Genomic DNA, 18,335 nt, shown 5'->3' on the forward strand with positions numbered 1-18,335 from the left:
GCACTACAGCGACTGCGGGGCGAACACGTCCGCGTATGGGTCGTGGGCGTCGGTCGCACCTTCGGAGAGCCGGAATTTCAGGTCCAGGCCGTCGCGCGAGTCGGCCGCGCGCAGCGCGGTCTCCCGCTCGATGCGCCCGCTCTTGTAGAGCCGGTACAGGCACTGGTCGAAGGTCTCCATGCCTTCTTCGAGCGATTCCTCCATCGCCTGCTTGACCTCGTGGACATGACCACGGCGCAGCAGGTCGCGGATCGTCGGCGTATTGAGCAGCACCTCGGTCGCCGGCAGCCGACGGCCGTCCACGCCCTCGACCAGGCGTTGGGAGATCACCGCACGCAGATTCAACGACAGGTTCATCAGCACGTTCTTGTGCGCGGCCTCGGGGAAGAAGTTGAGGATGCGTTCGATCGTCTGGTCGGCGTTGTTGGAGTGCAGGGTGGCCAGGCACAGATGCCCGGTCTCGGCGAACGCGATCGCCGCCTCCATCGTGGTCGCGTCGAGGATCTCGCCGATCAGGATCACGTCGGGCGCTTCGCGCATCGCGTTCTTCAACGCATTGTGGAAGGTCTGGGTGTCGATCCCGACCTCGCGTTGGTTGACCAGCGAGCGCTTGTGCTTGTGCAGGTACTCGATCGGGTCCTCGATCGTGAGGATGTGGCCGGCCGAACAGGTGTTGCGGTGATCGATCATCGACGCCAGCGTCGTCGACTTGCCCGAGCCGGTCGAGCCCACGATCAGCACCAGCCCACGCGGGGCGGTGATCACGTCCTTGAGCACCTGCGGCAGCTGCAGCTGCGCGATGTCGGGAATCCTGCTGCTGATCGCGCGCACGACCATGCCGGCCTCGCCACGCTGGCGGAACACGTTGACCCGGAAGCGGCCGACCTCGGGCAGCGAGTAGGCCATGTTCATTTCCAGATCGCGCTCGAAGCGCCGGATCTGCTGCTCGTCCATCATCGAGTAGGCGATCTGGCGGACGACCCCGGGCGCCAGATGTGTGCCCTCGAGCGGCTGCAACCGGCCTTCGATCTTGATGTGGATCGGCGCGCCGGTGCTCAGGAACATGTCCGACGCGCTTTTTTCCGTCATCAGCTTCAGAAACGGGCCGATGTCCATGTATGAATTCCCCACGGGCGGCCGGGGCGCATTGCGCAGCCCCGGCTTGCTGACGACAATGCCCGTCATGACGATTTTCGGGCACGATGCTTCGATGAAGACAAGCTTCGCATACATCCGGCCGCTGCTGGGCGCGGCGGTGCTCGCCTGTGCCCTGTCGCTCGCAGGCTGTGCCAGCGCGCCGCCCCCGACCGAGGATCTCGCGGCCGCGCGGCTGTCGGTCGCCCGCGCCGGCGACGCCGACGCCGACCAGTACGCACCGATGCAGATCGACCAGGCGCGTCGCGCGCTCGAACAGGCGCAGGCGGCGGCCGGCAACGGCCGCGACGCTGAAGCGCGCACGCTGGCGCTGTCGGCCTCCGCGCTCGCCGACCTGGCCCATGCCCGCGCGCGCCAGGCGGTTACCGAGGCCGAGTTGGCGCAGCGACGCGCCGAGATCACCAATTTGCGCCAGCGGCTGCAGGGGGAGGGCTGAGCATGCGCCTGTCGATTCTGACGCTCGCCCTGACCATGGTCGTGTCCATGGCCTGGGCCCAGTCGGGCACTGGCACTGATGAAGCCGCGCTCCAGCAGCGGCTGCAGGCCATCGATGCCGACGCCGGCACCGCCGGTGCGGCCGCCTACGAGCGTCTGCAGGCGCGCCAGGCCCTGGCCGCACTCGCCACGGCGCGGAGCAGCCAGCGCGCGTCCGCGCTGCAGATTGCGCAATGGCGAGTGGAAACGGCCGAAGTCGCCGCGCAGACCGAGGTCGCCCGACGGGAGCTGGGGGAGCTCGAGCGCGAGCGCGCCCAGTTGCTGGTCGAAGCCAGCCAGCAGGACGCTGTGCGGGCGCGCCAGGAGGCCGAGCGCCTGCGCATCCAGGCACAGATCCAGGCCGAGGAGGCCGCACGCCTGCGTCTGGCGGCCGAGGAGGAGCTGGCCGCGCGTCAGCAGGCCGAGACTGTGTTGCAGGGCGTCGCAAGCGGCGAGGCCGCCAAGCTGCGCGCCGCGCGCCAGCGTGAAGCCGAACTCAAGCGGCGCGAAGCCGAACTGCTCAAGAGCCTCGAGCCCTGAGCCGCCCCGCCGGGCGGTCTCGGACGGTCCGGCGCGCATGCTGCCCCTTGCCGTCGCCCCGGCCGCGCCATGGTGCGTGGGCGAAAGGCGGCGCATCACATCGATGAATCCAAGTGGAATCAACTACTTGGCGTTGTCTTCACTCGCCGGCCGCGTCATGGCGCGATGCGCGCGGGCTCCCGAGTGCCGCGCTTAACACATCTGGCGGCGCCGTCTTCGGCAGCGTGCCTTCGGGGCCTTGCCGCCGTTGCGACCCCGGAGTAGGGTCGATTGCACCGGGTGGTCTCCTCTTTCGCCATCCGGTCAACGAACCAGGCCGATGACCGAGACGATTTCCCACGAGGTTCCCGATGCCCGCCCCAAGCGCGGCGCCGCATGCCCGAGCGGATCGTTCGCGCCATCCCTGGAGGCCGTCCCCGCAGCGCCCCTGCCGTCGCCGGCCGGGGCGTTCGCATTCGTGTCAGGAGGATTTCATGTTCGAAGCGCACTCGCAGGTGGAACTCGAAGAAATCATGAAGGGCAATGTCGAGTTCCGACAGCTCTACTACCGGCACAAGGAGTTGGACAAGAAGGTGCTCAACGCCGAGTTGGGCGTGTTGCCGGTGGACGAAGCCACGCTGTCGCAGATGAAGCGCGAGAAGCTTGCCGCGAAGGACCGCCTGGCGTCGATGTACGACGCAATGCAGAAGCACTAGGTTCACGTCAGTCGCGGGCGGTGGCGGTCATCCTCGTCGGCCGCCATCGCCCGCGAATGCCGGGTGCCGCGACCGGCGCCCTGGCGATAAGCGATAATCGGAGGCCCGCCTGCTGTGGACCGGACCCCATGCCGATCGCCTCCTCCGTCCTCGATCTGATTGCCGAGACTCCGATCGTCAAGGCGCGCCGCCTCGACGCCGGCGTCTGCGAGCTCTACTTCAAGCTCGAGAACCAGAACCCCGGCGGCTCGATCAAGGACCGGATCGGCCTGAGCATGATCGAGGCGGCCGAGCAGCGTGGCGACATCGCGCCCGGCGCCACCCTGGTCGAAGGCACCGCCGGCAACACCGGCATCGGCCTGGCGCTGGTAGCCCAGCAGAAGGGCTACAAGCTGATCCTGGTCGTGCCCGACAAGATGAGCCGCGAGAAGATCTTCAACCTCAAGGCAATGGGCGCCGAGGTCGTGCTGACCCGCTCGGACGTGGCCAAGGGCCATCCGGAGTACTACCAGGACCTCGCCGCGCGCATCGCCGCCGAGACCCCTGGCGCCTACTTCATCAACCAGTTCGGCAACCCCGACAACCCGGCCGCACACGAACACGGCACCGGCCCCGAGATCCTGCGCCAGATGGCCGAGGTCGGCGGTCTGGACGCCATCGTCTTCGGCTGCGGCAGTTCGGGCACGATGACCGGCCTGTCGCGCTGCTTTGCCGCGCACGCGCCCGACGTCGAACTGGTGCTTGCCGACCCGGTCGGCTCGATCCTGGCCGAGTACATCAACGACGGCACGCTCAGCGACAAGTCCGGCAGTTGGATGGTCGAGGGCATCGGCGAGGACTTCCTGCCGAGCATCTCCGACTTCTCGCGCGTGCGGCAGGCCTATGCGATCAGCGACCGCGAGAGCTTCCTGGCGGCGCGCGAACTGTTGCAGGCCGAGGGCATCCTCGGGGGCTCCTCCACCGGCACGCTGCTCGCTGCCGCGCTCAAGTACTGCCGCGCCCAGACGAGCCCCAAGAAGGTGCTGGTGTTCGTCTGCGACACCGGCAACAAGTACCTGAGCAAGCTCTACAACGACTACTGGATGCTCGACAACGGCTTCATCGAACGCGAGCAGCACGGCGACCTGCGCGACCTGATCCTGCGCCCGTACTCGCGCCGCGACACCGTCGTGCTGGCCCCCGGCGACCTGCTGGTCACCGCCTATCAGCGCATGAAGCTCTACGAGATTTCGCAGCTGCCGGTCATGGAGGGCGACCGGATCGTCGGCATCCTCGACGAGAGCGACGTGCTGCTGCATGTCTACGGCGACGAAAGCCGCTTCCGTGATCCCGTCTCGACCGCGATGGTCAGCAAGCTCGACTTCCTCGACGTCAAATCGCCCGTCGAAGCCCTGTTGCCGGTATTCGACCGCGGCCAGGTCGCGATCGTCACCGAGGGCGAGCGCTTCCTTGGCCTGATCACCCGGATCGACCTGCTGAACTACCTGCGGCGGCGGGTGCAGTAGGCGGCCTGCTGGGGCTGTCGGGCTGATCCCGGCCCGACTCGCCCTCGCTTGCAGCGCCTCCGGCGCCACCCTAGCTGAACGGCGTGCGCACGGACCTCGGTGCGCGCCGTCGCGCCGTGGGGCGCGCGAGGCCCGATGCTAGAATCGCCGGCCAGTCGAACAGGACCTTCTTCCATGACCGATGACCGCAACGCGGCCGATCCGGCGCAGTGGGCACTCGGCACCAAGGCGATCCACGCCGGCCAGTCGCCCGACCCGAGCACCGGGGCGGTCATGCCGCCGATCTACGCGACATCGACCTACGCCCAGTCGAGCCCGGGCGAACACCAGGGCTTCGAGTACTCGCGCACGCACAACCCGACCCGCTTCGCCTACGAGCGCTGCGTGGCGGGCCTGGAAGGCGGCAGCCGCGGCTTCGCCTTCGCTTCGGGCATGGCCGCCACCGCGACGCTGCTGGAACTGCTCGACAGCGGCGACCATGTCATCGCGATGGACGACCTGTACGGTGGCACCTACCGCCTGTTCGAGCGTGTGCGCACGCGCAGCGCCGGCCTGACGTTCAGCTATGTCGACCTGACCGACCCCGACGCATTCGACGCCGCGGTGACCGACAGGACCAAGCTCGTCTGGATCGAAACGCCGACCAACCCGCTGCTCAAGATCGTCGACATCCAGGCGATCGCCGAGCGGGCGCACCGCCGCGGCCTGCGGGTCGTCGTCGACAACACCTTCGCCTCGCCGATCGTCCAGCGCCCCCTCGAACAGGGGGCCGACATCGTCATGCATTCGGCCACCAAGTACCTCAACGGCCACTCGGACATGGTCGGCGGCATCCTCGTCGTCGGCGACGACGCCGACTTGGCCGAGCAGATCGCATTCCTGCAGAACTCCGCCGGCGCCGTCCAGGGGCCTTTCGACAGCTTCCTGGCCCTGCGCGGCCTCAAGACCCTGCACCTGCGCATGCGCGCCCATTGCGAGAACGCCCAGGCGCTGGCCGAGTTCCTCAACGCACATCCCGCCGTCGAGCAGGTGATCTACCCCGGTCTCGCCTCGCACCCGCAGCACGCGCTAGCGAAGCGCCAGATGGACGGTTTCGGCGGCATCGTCTCGGTCCGTATCAAGGGTGGCTACGAGGCGGCCAAGCGCTTCTGCGAACGCACCGAACTGTTCACCCTCGCCGAATCGCTCGGTGGCGTGGAGAGCCTGGTCAACCATCCGGCGGTGATGACCCACGCCTCTGTGCCGCCGGCGCGGCGCGCGCAGCTGGGGATCCACGATGACCTGGTGCGGTTGAGTGTTGGGGTGGAGGGGGTGGAGGATCTCAGGGCCGACCTTGCGCGCGCACTGACAAGCTGAATCATCAGTTGGCCACCTGTCGGATGAGGCGTTCGCATGGACACCGAGAACTCTATTTCATGAGTAAGGCTGTGGCTGACCCGGAAAGATCACGTCGCGTCGGATTGCGCGTCTTGTTGATTGCTGGCATGCGTTATGTACTTCTGCGTCCCGGCTTGAAGAAGCCGGTCATGCACCTGCTCAAGTTTGCCCCCGGTTTGTTGATGGCGGCCAAGCGATTTGGCGTACGCGCTGGCCTGGCGCAGGATATGGGCGATCGGCCGATTTCCCGTCATCTGGGGCATTCCGGTCTCGCGAGGCAGGGCCGGCTCTCGGTACGCGGCGCGGAAATCCATGCCGAACTGCGCAGCGCGATGCTCGGCCAGCGAGACGAATAATGCGCATCGTCGTGGATTTGCAGGGAGCACAGACCGCGAGCCGGCATCGAGGTATCGGGCGGTACTCGCTTGCCTTGCTCGAAGCGATGCTGCGGCACCCCCGAGAGCACGAGTTCTGGGTGGTCACCAATGCGGGCATGGCGCCTCCAGAGCTCGACGCACTCGCCGACCTTCTGCCGCCGGAGCGGATTCTGGCGTTTCATTCAATCCCCCCCACCCATTGGCAGGACCCGGAGAACGCGTGGCGACGGATTGCTTCGGAGCATGCGCGCGAGGCATTCATCCGGGCATTGAGGCCAGATGTTGTCCACATCTCCAGCCTCGTGGAAGGCTCGCAGGATCGGGCAGTGACGTCGATCGGACGAACTGGGTCGCTTTTCTCCGCCGCGACGCTTTACGACTTGATTCCTCTGCACGAGCCCAGTTATCTCGGTGCCGACTGGCTGGCAAGCTGGTACCGAGACAAGATTGCATCGCTGCAGCGGGCGGATGTGCTGCTGGCCATCTCCGACCATGTCAAAGAAGATGCGGTCCAACGCCTGTCCATTCCCGCAGAACGGATCGTCAATATCTCCTCCGCCGCTGCCGACGAATTCAGGCCGGTGAGCGTGAACGACGAGCTCCGTGCCAAACTCGCGCAGACATATGGGATCGTCGGCGGATATCTGATGTACAGCGGAGCGATGGAGCCCCGCAAGAACCTCGAAAGGCTCCTTTGCGCATACGCGATGTTGCCCGACGCGACGCGAGCGGGTTATCAGATAGTTGTCAGCGGCCGCTTGAGTCAGATGGAGCGTGATCGCTTGACTCTGGTCGCACGCCGTCTGGGACTGCCGCCCGATCGATTGGTGGTGGCCGGACATGTGCCCGATCCTGCACTCGTCGAGCTTTACAGCGCAGCGGACCTGTTCGTGTTTCCGTCGCTTCAGGAGGGCTTCGGATTGCCCGCACTGGAGGCGATGGCGTGCGGTGCGCCCGTAATCGGCTCCGATAGCAGCAGCGTGCCTGAAGTGATCGGGCGACGCGATGCTTTGTTCGACCCTACGGATGCAGCCGCGATCGCGTCGGCGATCGAGCGTGTCCTTGCTGAGCCCGCGTTCGCGCAGGAACTGCGCGCGCATGGTTTAAGAAGAGCGCGGGAATTCTCCTGGACGTCGTGCGCATCGCGTGCACTCGATGCGTTCGAGAGTGCTGTCCCGACCTCCAGGTCTCCAAGGCGTTGGGCTGAGGAGCTCGCTGGTCAGGAGGATGGTCGCACTCGGCTCATCCGCGAGATCGCGGATGCACGACGTCCGGGCTGTCTGGTCAGTGACCAGGACATGATCGACGCAGCGGCTGCCATCGCAGCGAACGAAGATGTCGTTCGGGAGGTCCATCGGCGTGCCGATAGGCTATCAGAGTCGCTGTCCTGGCGAGTGGAAGGGCCGTTTGACAGCAGTTACAGTCTGGCATTGGTGAATCGCGAAATTGCACGTGCGTTGCACGATCTGGGGGTGCGCGTTGCGCTGCATTCAACGGACGGTGCAGGAGACACGGTTCCTGATGCGGCTTTTCTCCGGGCTGACCCCGATATCGCACGATTGCACGCGGAGTCAACGCGACTGGGACCACGCGATTCGGACATCAGCAGTCGTCTGCTGTATCCGCCCCGTGTTTCGGATATGGAGTCGCGCTTCAACCTGCTGCATGCCTACGCGTGGGAAGAATCCGAGATCCCGGCTGCCTGGGTCGATGGTTTCAACGAGTTCCTGCAGGGCGTCAGCAGCCTGTCGACCCACGTCAGCAAAGTCCTCGTAGACAATGGCGTAGGCCTGCCGATCTCGATATGCGGCGCAGGTGTGGATCACTGGGATCGCGTGCCCGATGATGGGACGTTTCTCCTGGAGGCGCGTGCATTCCGGTTTCTCCACGTCTCGTCCTGCCTGCCACGCAAGGGCGTCGACGTATTGCTCCGCGCCTACGGCGACGCGTTCACCGATGCTGACGACGTGACGCTGGTCATCAAGACGTTCGCCAACCCGCAGCAGGACGTACAGCGACTGCTGCAAGAGCTGCGGGCTTCCGATCCTGGATTTCCGCATGTCGTGGTCATCGAGCAGGATCTGGACAGCGTGTCGCTGAAGCGTCTGTATGCGCAGTGCCACGTCATGGTCGCGCCGAGCCGAGCCGAAGGCTTCGGGCTTCCTATGGCGGAGGCCATGCTGTCGAATCTGGCAGTGATCACCACTGGGTGGGGCGGTCAGTGCGACTTCTGCACGCCCGAAACCTCATGGCTCATCGACTACCGCTTCGAACCGGCGGGCACGATGTTTGCATTGTCCAACTCGGTCTGGGCCGAGCCCTCCAGGGCGCACCTGTGCTCGCTCCTGCAGGAACTTAGGCGAATGCCGCCGGAAGAACGTTCACGGCGCGTTGCGCACGGAAAAAGCCTCCTCCGTCGCGACTTCACATGGCGGAAGGTCGCTCAACGCCTTTTGACGTTCGCGCGCGACGTTGCCAATCACCCGATGCCTGCATCGATCCCGGAGCTTCTGTGGATAGGATCGCTGGATCCACGGTGGCCGATGTCCGCGCGCGCGCGCGCGGTGATCGATGGACTGCCGTGCCGGACGACCGTCTTGTCAGAAGTTCGGACGAGGGACGGGGCACTCGACAATGAGGCGTCGACGCGGGCAGTGCAATGCGATGTTCACTCTACCGATGCGCTGTCGGCGATGCTGGATCGCTCGCCACAAGCCATGGTGCTCATTCATCATCAGAGGGACGCATTTGCTCCCTCGCAACTTGAGCATTTGTTGGTACGGCTAATGCATGCATCGCACAAGACAGTGCTGGTGCTGGATGACCCTGACGAGCTCAGTGATTGGCCGGTTTCGTTGCTGGCGGCAATGGGGGGCTGCGATCGCATTCTGGTCCCTGATGTCGAAGGTCTGAACGTCCTGCAGCGCCATGGGTTGGTAGGCGCGGCTACGATCTTGCCCTGGGACAGCTTCGGACCTTCGTTCGATGCGCCCGACCCCCTCGATGTGTCTCGCCTGTGGAACATGCTCCGCGCGCTGTCCTGGCGCGCATGGCCGGAAGCCGTGTCTTCATCGGCTCATGAACGCTCTGCGGGCGCCCATGACGTAGGCGCCGCTTCCTTCACCCGGCAGCGGGCAACGTCCGCTGCGACTAGGTCAATTCAATGAACGACATGCTGCGAGCCTTGTGGGCCTACAGATACTTCATCTTCTCTTCAATCAGAAATGAACTGAAAATCCGCTTCGTGCGTAGCAAGCTCGGTGCGCTGTGGATGGTGATCCATCCGTTGCTGCAAGTGCTGATCTTCGCCATGATCCTGTCGGAGGTCCTCTCGGCAAAGCTTCCGGGCATCGACAATAAATATGCCTATGCGCTCTACCTGATGGCCGGCATTCTCTGCTGGAGCATGTTCGCCGAAACGATAGGGAAGTGCGTCACCTTGTTCGTCGAGAGCGGGAATCTGATGAAGAAGATGGCGTTTCCTCGTATTTGCCTGCCCTTCATCGCGGGCGGCACCATGTTGGTCAACAACGTTCTGTTGTTGGTTTCCATCTTTATTGTCTTCGCTGCGTTGGGGCATTTTCCGGACGCGCAGGCATTCTGGCTGCCGGCATTGATGCTGCTCACGCTGACATTCGCAATGTCGATCGGCCTGTTGCTGGGTGTGCTTAACGTCTTCATGCGTGATATCGGTCAGGTCGTTCCAGTCGTCCTGCAAGCGCTCTTCTGGCTCACGCCCATCGTCTACCATATCGATATCCTGCCCGAGGCTGTGCAGCGGGTTTTCAGACTCAATCCGCTGTTCTCGCTCGTCACCAGCTACCAGAACGTGCTGATATTCAACAAGCCGCCCATATGGGCGGACCTAGTCTGGATGGTGATCGCGACATTGGCCTTGAGCGCGACTGCGTTGCTCGTCTTTCGTCGTGCAAGCCCTGAACTGGTTGACGCGCTATGAGCGGCGAACTGCGTGTCGAAGGTGTCGGGAAAGCGTATCGTGTGTGGGGTAGCGAGTGGCTGCGAGCGGCTCGGTGGTTTGGCCTCCCGGCTCGTCCTCGGGAGGAGACCTGGGTGTTGCGCGACGTCTCGTTTCGCATCGCGCCCGGTGAGGCCGTCGGCGTCATTGGCCAGAATGGTGCGGGCAAGAGCACGCTCCTGAAGTTGATCACTGGTACCGCGCAGCCCACCGAGGGGCGCGTGCAGCGTACAGGGCGTGTCGCGGCAATTCTCGAGTTGGGAATGGGCTTTACCCCGGATTTGACAGGGCGTCAGAACGCTTTTCACTCGGCAGGACTGATGGGGTATACGCAAGACCAGATCGCCAGCGTTATGTCGGAGATCGAGAGTTTCGCGGAAGTCGGTGAGTATTTTGATCAGCCCGTCCGGACGTACTCGAGTGGGATGCAGGTACGTGTTGCATTCGCGGTCGCCACTGCATTCACTCCGGATCTGCTGATCGTCGACGAAGCGCTCGCCGTAGGCGACAGCTACTTCCAGCACAAAAGTTTCGACCGGATGCGCCGCTTCCGTGAGCAGGGAACGTCGATCATGCTGGTGTCGCATAGCCCTGGTGATGTCAAGGCCCTGTGCGACAGGGTCATCTTGCTCGACAAGGGGCGCGTGCTGCGCGACGGGGCGCCCAACGAGGTCATCGACTACTACAACGCACTGATTGCCCGTAAAGAGAATGAGCAGTTGTCGGTCGAGCAGCGTCGCGAAAGCGGGGGCTGGGTGATGACGCGCAGTGGGAGCGGTCAGGTGTACAGCCGAGGGCTGAGGCTCGAGGACGCAGCGACAGGACAGGAGGTCGGCGTCGCCACCGTGGGACAGGCGCTGCGGTTGGTCCTGGATGCCGAGGCGCGCGACGCAGTGGATAGCCTTGTTCTGGGCTTCATCGTGCGAGACAAGCAGGGCAACATCATTTGGGGCAGCAATACTTGGCACACCGGCCAGGTCCAGACGGGCGTGAAGGCCGGGGAAAGGATCAGGTTCACTCTGGATTTCCTGTGTCGTCTTGGGCCTGGTTCTTACTCGGTGTCGCCTGCCTTAGTGAGCACCGAGACGCATCTTGTCGACAATTTCGAGTGGACCGACAACCTGCTCGTGTTCGAAGTGATGAATGTCGGGCGCGCACTGTTCATCGGCACAAACTGGTTCGATGCCTCATTCGAGGTGCAACGGAACCTTGAAGTCTAGCAACGGATACATGCATGTTTAATTTGATCTCCTATGCCCAGAACTTCGAGGACGTCATTCTTTGGCGAGCCCTCGGGCAGGTGCGAGAAGGTACCTATATCGACATCGGTGCTCAGAGCCCCGAAGAGCATTCGGTCAGCCGGCTTTTCTATCTGAAGGGATGGCGCGGCGTTCATGTCGAGCCGGCGGCGTATTATGCGCAGGCGCTTCGGGAAGCCCGTCCCGACGAGCAGGTCATCCAGGCTGCAGTGTCGGACGAGTCGGGAAGCCTGCGGTTCTACGACATTCCAGACACCGGGCTGAGCACGCTGGAGGTCGATATCGCGGAACGCCACGCACAGGCTGGGTTCCATGTCAGTGAAGTCGATGTGCCGGCAATGACGCTGGATGAGGTATTCGAGTGCGTCGCCGCGCAGCAGGTGCACTGGCTCAAGATTGACGTTGAAGGGGCGGAGCACCAGGTCATTGCTGGATGGCAATCCGGACATAGGCCCTGGATCCTGGTAATTGAGAGCACACGCCCCTTAAGCCCGGAGCCCAGCCATGACGGCTGGGAGCCGATGGTGTTGGCCAAGGGGTATACGTTTGCGTACTTCGATGGCCTGAACCGCTTTTACGTCAGCGATGAGCATCTTGAGTTGCTGTCGGCGCTGGCCTGCGGTCCAAACGTGTTTGACGATTTCGTCCTGGCGCCGCAGTCGTCGTTCTGCGCCGCGGCCAATGCGGTTGCCGCCGAACGCCATGCGCAATTGCACGCCGAACTCACGCAGGCCTCGATGCAGGCGCAGGAGCTTCTCGATGTGGCGGACGCTCAGCGTGCGGCCGAATCCGCACTCGAACGTCAAGTGGAGATGCTGAGCGAAGCGGTCGAAGGGTACAAGGAGGATCTGGAGCGTGCGGTGCTCCATGGCCATGCTCTGTCGGGTGAGATTCATCGCCGCGATGTCGAGTTGGCGCGGCAGCAGGCGCTCATGCAGGAGATACTCCAGAGCAAGTCCTGGCGGATCACACATCCGCTGCGAGTCTCACTGTGGTACATCGGTCGAGCCGTACGCCAGCCGAAGGTTCTAGCTCGCGAGACGCTGGTACGCACGATGGGCGCGATACTCGCAAGGCCGCGTTTGGGCCGCTCGCTCAACAGGGCAGTCCGGCTCGTGCCATTTCTGCATGCGCGGCTTCGGCTACTGGCCAGTGATCGAGGCATCGTGGCAGCGCATCCCGAGCCCGTACTGGTCGGTGGGCTGGGGCAGGTCCAGTACTTCGGCGACGAAAGTGGGGTCGAGTTGCTGTCCTTGCGCGCGCGCCAGTTCTACGAGCGGCTGAGTTCGGCATCGAACAACAGGAAAGAGTGAGCATGCGCATCGTCATCGACCTTCAGGGCGCGCAGTCGGAGAGCCGTTACCGAGGTATTGGCCGCTACAGCCTCTCATTGGCGCTTGCCATGGCGCGCGCGAGCCGTGGTCATGACATCCATCTGGCGCTCAATGGCTCGTTCGTTGAAACGGTGCCGGCGATCCGGCTGGCATTCGACGGCGTTCTGCCACCGGAGAACATCCATGTCTGGCATGTGCCGATGCCGGTGCATTGCATGGATCGCAACAACCAGGACCGCATCCGCAGGGCGCAGATCGTGAGAGAGGCCGCGATCGCGGCCTTGGCGCCGGACGTGGTGCATGTATCGAGTTTGTTCGAAGGTTACGGCGATCAATCCGTTATCAGCATCGGGACGGCTTTTCGGATGCCGACCGTCGTCACTCTGTACGACTTGATTCCGCTGATGAACCCCGGGGCCTACCTGGACCCGATTCCTCCCTACAAGATGTACTACAGAGATAAACTCGAATCATTACATCGTGCCGATCGCCTGTTGGCCATCTCCTTAAGTGCTGCCGCCGAGGCGAGGGACGTCCTCCACTTTGATGCAGATCAAGTGGTCAACATATCCGGTGCCTGCGACGAGATATTTAAGCCGTTGCCCAGTGATTCCCTGACGTTGCGTCGCGTCAAGGAAAAATTCGGTATCGCCACTGATTTTATCCTCTATACGGGAGGCTCTGACGAGCGCAAGAATCTTCGTCGGCTGGTGCAAGCTTATGCATGTCTGGACGAGCGACAGCGCAGTATGCTGCGGCTGGTGATGGCGGGCCGCATGCATGGCCCGCACATCGCGGAACTGCAGACAATGGCGGCCGAGCTCGGCATGCGTCCTGAGGAGATCGTGTTCACCGGTTATGTTTCCGACCGCGATCTGGTCGCGCTCTACAATCGCTGCCGTTTCTTTATTTTTCCGTCCTGGCACGAGGGGTTCGGACTGCCGGTACTCGAAGCGATGAACTGCGGGGCCGCGGTCCTTGCTTCTGATGCTTCAAGTATCCGTGAGATCGCGACATGCAAGAGTGCATTGTTCGATCCGATGGACGTGGCCTCAATCCGCGAGTGCATGTCGCGTCATCTCGACGACGAGGCGGCGTTGTCGGCATTGCGGGAGTACTCGCTTACGAGAGGCGCGCAGTTTTCTTGGCCCAAGGTTGCCTCTGCGGCACTGGAGGCCTGTGAAGCACTTCACGCCGCTTCGCCTGCAGCCGGCTTGGAGCGTGATGGAGTGATTTCGCATGCAATCGAAGTCTTGGCGGAGGAGGACGAACTGGCGGACCATGTCGCCATGGCGCTGGCAGATGCATTGGATCGTTCAATTGCCCCGGCCTCACCTCGTATCCTTCTCGATGTGTCGGAGCTCGCCGTACACGACCACCGGACTGGAATTCAGCGAGTAACCCGTGCGATTGCGACAGAGTGGCTTGCCCAGCCACCAGAGGGCTATCGGGTCCAGTTGGTTCGGATCGATCGTGCGAGCGGGCAGTATGTATGCGCGAATGCGTTCACCGCTCGCCTTGCGCCTGGAGTCCAAGAGAGCGACCAGGATGTGCCGTTGGTGTGTCACGCCGGGGATGTCTTCCTGGGGTTGGATCTTGTCGGCGACACAGCGTCGCTGGTTCCGCACTGGTTCGACTACTTCCGGGCGGCGGGAGTCAAGGTCGCTTTCGTGATTTATGACATCCTGCCGGTCCGGCATCCTGAGTGGTGGCCTCTCGACGGCGGGCGCTATCACGAGCGTTGGCTCAGGGCGATCATGGACTACTCCGACCACCTGATCTGCATCTCCAAGGCGGTTGCTGACGACGTGCGGGCATGGATGGATAACGCAATGCTGGAGTCGCACCCGACGATCGACTGGTTCCATCTGGGCGCGGACATTGAAAACAGCACACCCAGTCGAGGCCTGCCGGACGCCGGTGAGGCAGTCATCGAACGGATCGGCGCTGCGACAAGCTTCCTGATGGTGGGAACGCTGGAGCCGCGGAAGGGGCACGCGCACGCGCTGGCTGCATTCGAGCAGCTGTGGGCGCAGGGCATCGACGTGCTGTTGGTGATCGTGGGCAAGCGCGGCTGGCTTGTTGACGAGCTGTGCGATCGGATCGACACACATCCCGAGCGCGGTCGGCGTCTGTTCTGGCTGGAAGCAATCAGCGATGAGTATCTGGCTAGGGTGTATGCTGCTTCCACCTGTCTGCTGGCGGCCTCCAAGGGCGAGGGCTTCGGCTTGCCGCTGATCGAGGCCGCCCAGCAGGGCATGCCGGTGCTTGCGCGAGATATTCCTGTTTTCCGCGAAGTGGGCGGTGAGCACGTCAGCTACTTCAGCAGCGCCAGCGCCGGGTCCCTGGCGGTCGCATTGCGCAAGTGGATCGCCGATCATGAAGCTGGACGCCTGCCGGACGTCACAGCGCTGACTTGGGCGACCTGGCGCGAGAGCGCCAAACAGCTGGAAGCAGCCCTGTTGAGCCCAAGTGGCCGAGACAGGCAGTCTACTCGCAGATCGTGACCGGTCGGCCTATTGAAGGCGGGCTGGTCGAATGGGCGGAAGAATGCGGCCGCCAGTCAAACCGCAGTGGCGCATCGTCGTAATGCCATCAACATAGTGAGCAAAATGGATATGGGTATCAAGAAGGCGATTATCACGGGCGTGACGGGGCAGGATGGCGCGTACCTGGCCAAGCTTCTGCTCGACAAGGGATATGAAGTTCATGGGACGTATCGCCGGACCAGTTCGGTCAATTTCTGGCGTCTGGATGAAGTAGGCGCTACCACGCACACGAATATGCATCTGGTCGAGTACGATCTGACCGATCTGGGGACCTCGCTGGCCATGGTCCAGAGGATCCAGCCGGACGAGATCTACAATCTCGCCGCGCAGAGCTTCGTCGGTGTGAGCTTCGAGCAGCCGAGCACCACCGCGCAGATCACCGGCGTCGGGGCGCTGAACCTGCTTGAGGCGATTCGTCTCGTGAATCCCAAGATCCGCTTCTACCAGGCGTCGACTTCGGAGATGTTCGGCAAGGTGCAAGCGGTGCCGCAGGCTGAGGACACTCCCTTCTACCCGCGCAGCCCGTATGGCGTCGCCAAGCTCTATGCGCATTGGATCACAGTGAACTACCGCGAGAGCTACGACATCTTCGGCTCCAGCGGCATCTTGTTCAACCACGAGAGCCCACTGCGCGGGCGCGAGTTCGTGACACGAAAGATCACCGACTCCGTCGCCAAGATCAAGCTGGGCCTGTTGGATGTACTGGAGCTGGGCAACCTCGACGCCAAGCGAGACTGGGGCTTTGCGAAGGAGTATGTGGAGGGCATGTGGCGCATGCTGCAGGCCGATCAGCCTGATACGTTCGTGCTCGCCACCAATCGAACCGAGACCGTGCGTGACTTCGTCACCATGGCGTTCAAGGGGGCGGGCATCGATGTCGAGTTCAGCGGCCGCGACCTGCAGGAGGTCGCAGTCGACAGCGCCACCGGGAAGACAGTGCTGCGCATCAACCCGAAGTTCCATCGCCCCGCCGAAGTGGATCTGCTGATAGGCAACCCGAGCAAGGCGGAGCGTGTTCTGGGCTGGAGGCCGCAGACGACCCTGGAGCAGCTCTGTCAGATGATGGTGAAAGCCGACCTGGAAAGGAACGCGCGTGGCTTCTCTTTCTGATTTGAGAGGAAAGCGGATCCTGGTCACGGGCGCGTCCGGTTTCACCGGGCGCTATGTTGTGGCCGAGTTGCAGGCCCACGGCAGTCACGTGATCGCGCTGGGCGGCCCTGGCTCGATAAGCGGGGCGGCGGACCAGCATGTCGTTGCCGATATGAGGGACAAATCTGCGCTGGCGGCCGCGGTGACTGAAGCCAGAGCAGACATGGTCGTTCATCTTGCGGCTCTGGCGTTTGTCGGTCATGACCAGGCCGAAGAGTTCTATAGCGTCAATATGTTGGGTACCCGCAATCTGCTGGTCGCGCTCGAACAAGTGCAGCGCGTTCCCGAGCGAGTCCTGTTGGCGAGCAGTGCCAATGTCTATGGCAACGCGTTGTCAGGGCGTTTGGACGAAACCACCATGCCCGCGCCAGCCAACGACTACGCGGTCAGTAAGCTGTCGATGGAGCATATCGCCGGGCTCTGGCGCGGACGACTGCCCATCACTATCACGCGGCCCTTCAACTACACAGGAGTCGGGCAGGCAGAGCACTTTCTTGTGCCGAAAATCGTGTCGCATTTCGTGCGGCGGGCGCCGGCGATTGAGCTTGGCAACGTCGAGGTTTCACGCGATTTCGGCGATGTGCGAGCGGTGGCATCGGCGTATCGCTCGCTACTTCAGGTGCCAGCGAACAACGAGGTGCTCAACGTCTGCTCCGGCCGCGGCCTCACGTTGATGCAGATCATCGAGATGTGCACAGCACTCACAGGGCATCGACTCGATGTTCTGGTGAACCCCGAATTCGTGCGCGCCAACGAGGTCAAGACGTTGCTGGGCAGTAACGAACGCCTGCGTAGCTGGATCGGCGACTGGCAGACACCCCCGTTCGAGCAGACGTTGGCTTGGATGCTGGGGGCATGGCCGCATTAGATCGAGGTTTGATCGCCGAGTTCTGATTGCATTTGAATAGATAGCTGGGTGTCTTTCGACTCGCTCATAGAGGCCGACCGATGCGCAACCATCAACTCCGAGGACTGTACTGACCATGGTTGAAGAACAAAAACGCGTTCTGGTCACGGGCGGCGCCGGCTTTCTGGGCTCCCATCTTTGTGATCGCCTGATTGAAGCAGGCCACGACGTCCTATGCGTGGACAACTTCTACACCGGAAGCAAAGCTAACGTCGGCGGGCTGCTCGATCATCCACGTTTCGAGTTGATGCGCCACGACGTCACATTCCCGCTTTACGTGGAAGTGGACCGCATCTTCAACCTGGCTTGTCCGGCATCGCCTGTGCATTACCAGCATGATCCCGTGCAGACCACGAAGACCAGTGTGCACGGCGCAATCAACATGCTGGGATTGGCCAAGCGAATCGGCGCCAGAATCCTGCAAGCCAGTACCAGCGAAGTCTATGGTGACCCCGAGATACATCCCCAGGTCGAGGGCTACTGGGGGCGAGTCAACCCCATCGGCATACGCAGCTGCTACGACGAAGGAAAGCGCTGCGCGGAGACCCTTTTCTTCGACTACTGGCGGCAGCATAGGCTCGAGATCAAGGTTATGCGCATTTTCAATACGTATGGTCCGCGCATGCATCCCAATGACGGCCGTGTGGTCAGCAACTTCATTGTGCAGGCGCTCAAGGGCGAGCCGATTACGATCTATGGTGATGGCACCCAGACCCGAAGCTTCTGCTACGTCGATGATCTCATCGAGGGCATGTTGCGGTTGATGGAGTCTCCGGCCGATTTCACCGGCCCCGTCAATATCGGCAATCCTGGCGAGTTCACCATGCTTGAACTTGCCGAGACGGTCCTTCGTTTCGTTGGTGGACCGTCGAAGATCGAGTATCGTCCCTTGCCTTCGGACGATCCGAAGCAGCGCCAGCCGGACATCAGCCTGGCGAAGGCGACCTTCGACTGGGCGCCGAAGGTCGCGCTCGAGGATGGACTGCAGGAAACGATCAGTTACTTCCGTCATCGGCTGCAAGCCTAGTGGAGTTGGCA

General features: G+C 62.9%; 15 protein-coding genes. 14 read left to right on the plus strand and 1 reads right to left on the minus strand.

The features are described from left to right. Nucleotides 1-3: 3 nt before the first annotated feature. On the minus strand, nt 4-1,116 hold the full coding sequence (locus ABE487_RS02345; RefSeq protein WP_346447397.1) for a PilT/PilU family type 4a pilus ATPase: 1,113 nt from the start codon (nt 1,114-1,116) through the stop codon (nt 4-6). Between ABE487_RS02345 and ABE487_RS02350 the strand changes: the two genes are divergently transcribed. From ABE487_RS02350 to ABE487_RS02415, 14 genes are all read left to right on the plus strand, one after another. After that, the gene (locus tag ABE487_RS02350) at nt 1,064-1,591 is read left to right on the plus strand and encodes a DUF4398 domain-containing protein (protein ID WP_346450784.1); all 528 of its coding nucleotides are present in this window, start codon (nt 1,064-1,066) and stop codon (nt 1,589-1,591) included. The genes ABE487_RS02345 and ABE487_RS02350 overlap by 53 nt on opposite strands. A gap of 2 nt (nt 1,592-1,593) precedes the next feature. Next, a complete protein-coding gene (locus tag ABE487_RS02355; protein WP_346450785.1) occupies nt 1,594-2,169 on the plus strand; it encodes a hypothetical protein in 576 nt (191 codons plus the stop codon). A gap of 473 nt (nt 2,170-2,642) precedes the next feature. After that, nucleotides 2,643-2,864: a YdcH family protein gene (locus tag ABE487_RS02360; RefSeq protein ID WP_047137910.1), complete on the plus strand. Its 222-nt coding sequence runs from the start codon at nt 2,643-2,645 to the stop codon at nt 2,862-2,864. A 128-nt stretch (nt 2,865-2,992) separates the two neighbouring features. Then, entirely contained in the window at nt 2,993-4,369 is a 1,377-nt protein-coding gene (locus ABE487_RS02365; protein ID WP_346450787.1) for a pyridoxal-phosphate dependent enzyme, read from the plus strand. A 174-nt stretch (nt 4,370-4,543) separates the two neighbouring features. After that, on the plus strand, nt 4,544-5,725 hold the full coding sequence (locus tag ABE487_RS02370; protein ID WP_346450789.1) for a cystathionine gamma-synthase: 1,182 nt from the start codon (nt 4,544-4,546) through the stop codon (nt 5,723-5,725). A gap of 59 nt (nt 5,726-5,784) precedes the next feature. Further along, nucleotides 5,785-6,102 (plus strand): hypothetical protein, encoded by a 318-nt coding sequence (locus ABE487_RS02375; protein ID WP_346450791.1) that lies wholly within the window; start codon nt 5,785-5,787, stop codon nt 6,100-6,102. After that, nucleotides 6,102-9,290 (plus strand): glycosyltransferase, encoded by a 3,189-nt coding sequence (locus tag ABE487_RS02380; protein WP_346450792.1) that lies wholly within the window; start codon nt 6,102-6,104, stop codon nt 9,288-9,290. The genes ABE487_RS02375 and ABE487_RS02380 overlap by 1 nt, the downstream gene beginning before the upstream one ends. Further along, on the plus strand, nt 9,287-10,081 hold the full coding sequence (locus ABE487_RS02385) for an ABC transporter permease (RefSeq protein ID WP_346450794.1): 795 nt from the start codon (nt 9,287-9,289) through the stop codon (nt 10,079-10,081). Before ABE487_RS02380 ends, ABE487_RS02385 begins: the two co-directional genes overlap by 4 nt. Continuing rightward, a complete protein-coding gene (locus tag ABE487_RS02390; protein ID WP_346452858.1) occupies nt 10,078-11,319 on the plus strand; it encodes an ABC transporter ATP-binding protein in 1,242 nt (413 codons plus the stop codon). The genes ABE487_RS02385 and ABE487_RS02390 overlap by 4 nt, the downstream gene beginning before the upstream one ends. Nucleotides 11,320-11,333: 14 nt before the next feature. Continuing rightward, nucleotides 11,334-12,671, plus strand: coding sequence for an FkbM family methyltransferase (locus ABE487_RS02395; RefSeq protein ID WP_346450798.1), 1,338 nt, complete (start codon nt 11,334-11,336; stop codon nt 12,669-12,671). A gap of 2 nt (nt 12,672-12,673) precedes the next feature. After that, the gene (locus tag ABE487_RS02400; RefSeq protein WP_346450799.1) at nt 12,674-15,199 is read left to right on the plus strand and encodes a glycosyltransferase family 1 protein; all 2,526 of its coding nucleotides are present in this window, start codon (nt 12,674-12,676) and stop codon (nt 15,197-15,199) included. A 111-nt stretch (nt 15,200-15,310) separates the two neighbouring features. Then, complete coding sequence (gene gmd / locus ABE487_RS02405; RefSeq protein ID WP_346450800.1) at nt 15,311-16,351, plus strand: GDP-mannose 4,6-dehydratase; 1,041 nt, start codon at nt 15,311-15,313, stop codon at nt 16,349-16,351. After that, nucleotides 16,335-17,258 (plus strand): NAD-dependent epimerase/dehydratase family protein, encoded by a 924-nt coding sequence (locus tag ABE487_RS02410; RefSeq protein ID WP_346450801.1) that lies wholly within the window; start codon nt 16,335-16,337, stop codon nt 17,256-17,258. The genes gmd and ABE487_RS02410 overlap by 17 nt, the downstream gene beginning before the upstream one ends. 115 nt (nt 17,259-17,373) lie before the next feature. Continuing rightward, nucleotides 17,374-18,324, plus strand: a complete 951-nt coding sequence (locus ABE487_RS02415; RefSeq protein WP_346450802.1) for a UDP-glucuronic acid decarboxylase family protein — start codon at nt 17,374-17,376, stop codon at nt 18,322-18,324. The last annotated feature ends 11 nt before the right edge of the window (nt 18,325-18,335 follow it).

Origin of the sequence: Luteimonas sp. TWI596, assembly GCF_039674105.1 — a bacterium.
GTDB lineage: Bacteria > Pseudomonadota > Gammaproteobacteria > Xanthomonadales > Xanthomonadaceae > Luteimonas.

Bases quoted from the DNA above. Each gene is read 5' to 3' on its own strand.
- ABE487_RS02350 (WP_346450784.1), top strand. From the start codon at position 1,064: ATGTCCGACGCGCTTTTTTCCGTCATCAGCTTCAGAAACGGGCCGATG.
- ABE487_RS02345 (WP_346447397.1), bottom strand. From the start codon at position 1,116: ATGGACATCGGCCCGTTTCTGAAGCTGATGACGGAAAAAAGCGCGTCG.
- ABE487_RS02355 (WP_346450785.1), top strand. From the start codon at position 1,594: ATGCGCCTGTCGATTCTGACGCTCGCCCTGACCATGGTCGTGTCCATG.
- ABE487_RS02360 (WP_047137910.1), top strand. From the start codon at position 2,643: ATGTTCGAAGCGCACTCGCAGGTGGAACTCGAAGAAATCATGAAGGGC.
- ABE487_RS02365 (WP_346450787.1), top strand. From the start codon at position 2,993: ATGCCGATCGCCTCCTCCGTCCTCGATCTGATTGCCGAGACTCCGATC.
- ABE487_RS02370 (WP_346450789.1), top strand. From the start codon at position 4,544: ATGACCGATGACCGCAACGCGGCCGATCCGGCGCAGTGGGCACTCGGC.
- ABE487_RS02375 (WP_346450791.1), top strand. From the start codon at position 5,785: ATGAGTAAGGCTGTGGCTGACCCGGAAAGATCACGTCGCGTCGGATTG.
- ABE487_RS02380 (WP_346450792.1), top strand. From the start codon at position 6,102: ATGCGCATCGTCGTGGATTTGCAGGGAGCACAGACCGCGAGCCGGCAT.
- ABE487_RS02385 (WP_346450794.1), top strand. From the start codon at position 9,287: ATGAACGACATGCTGCGAGCCTTGTGGGCCTACAGATACTTCATCTTC.
- ABE487_RS02390 (WP_346452858.1), top strand. From the start codon at position 10,078: ATGAGCGGCGAACTGCGTGTCGAAGGTGTCGGGAAAGCGTATCGTGTG.
- ABE487_RS02395 (WP_346450798.1), top strand. From the start codon at position 11,334: ATGTTTAATTTGATCTCCTATGCCCAGAACTTCGAGGACGTCATTCTT.
- ABE487_RS02400 (WP_346450799.1), top strand. From the start codon at position 12,674: ATGCGCATCGTCATCGACCTTCAGGGCGCGCAGTCGGAGAGCCGTTAC.
- gmd (WP_346450800.1), top strand. From the start codon at position 15,311: ATGGGTATCAAGAAGGCGATTATCACGGGCGTGACGGGGCAGGATGGC.
- ABE487_RS02415 (WP_346450802.1), top strand. From the start codon at position 17,374: ATGGTTGAAGAACAAAAACGCGTTCTGGTCACGGGCGGCGCCGGCTTT.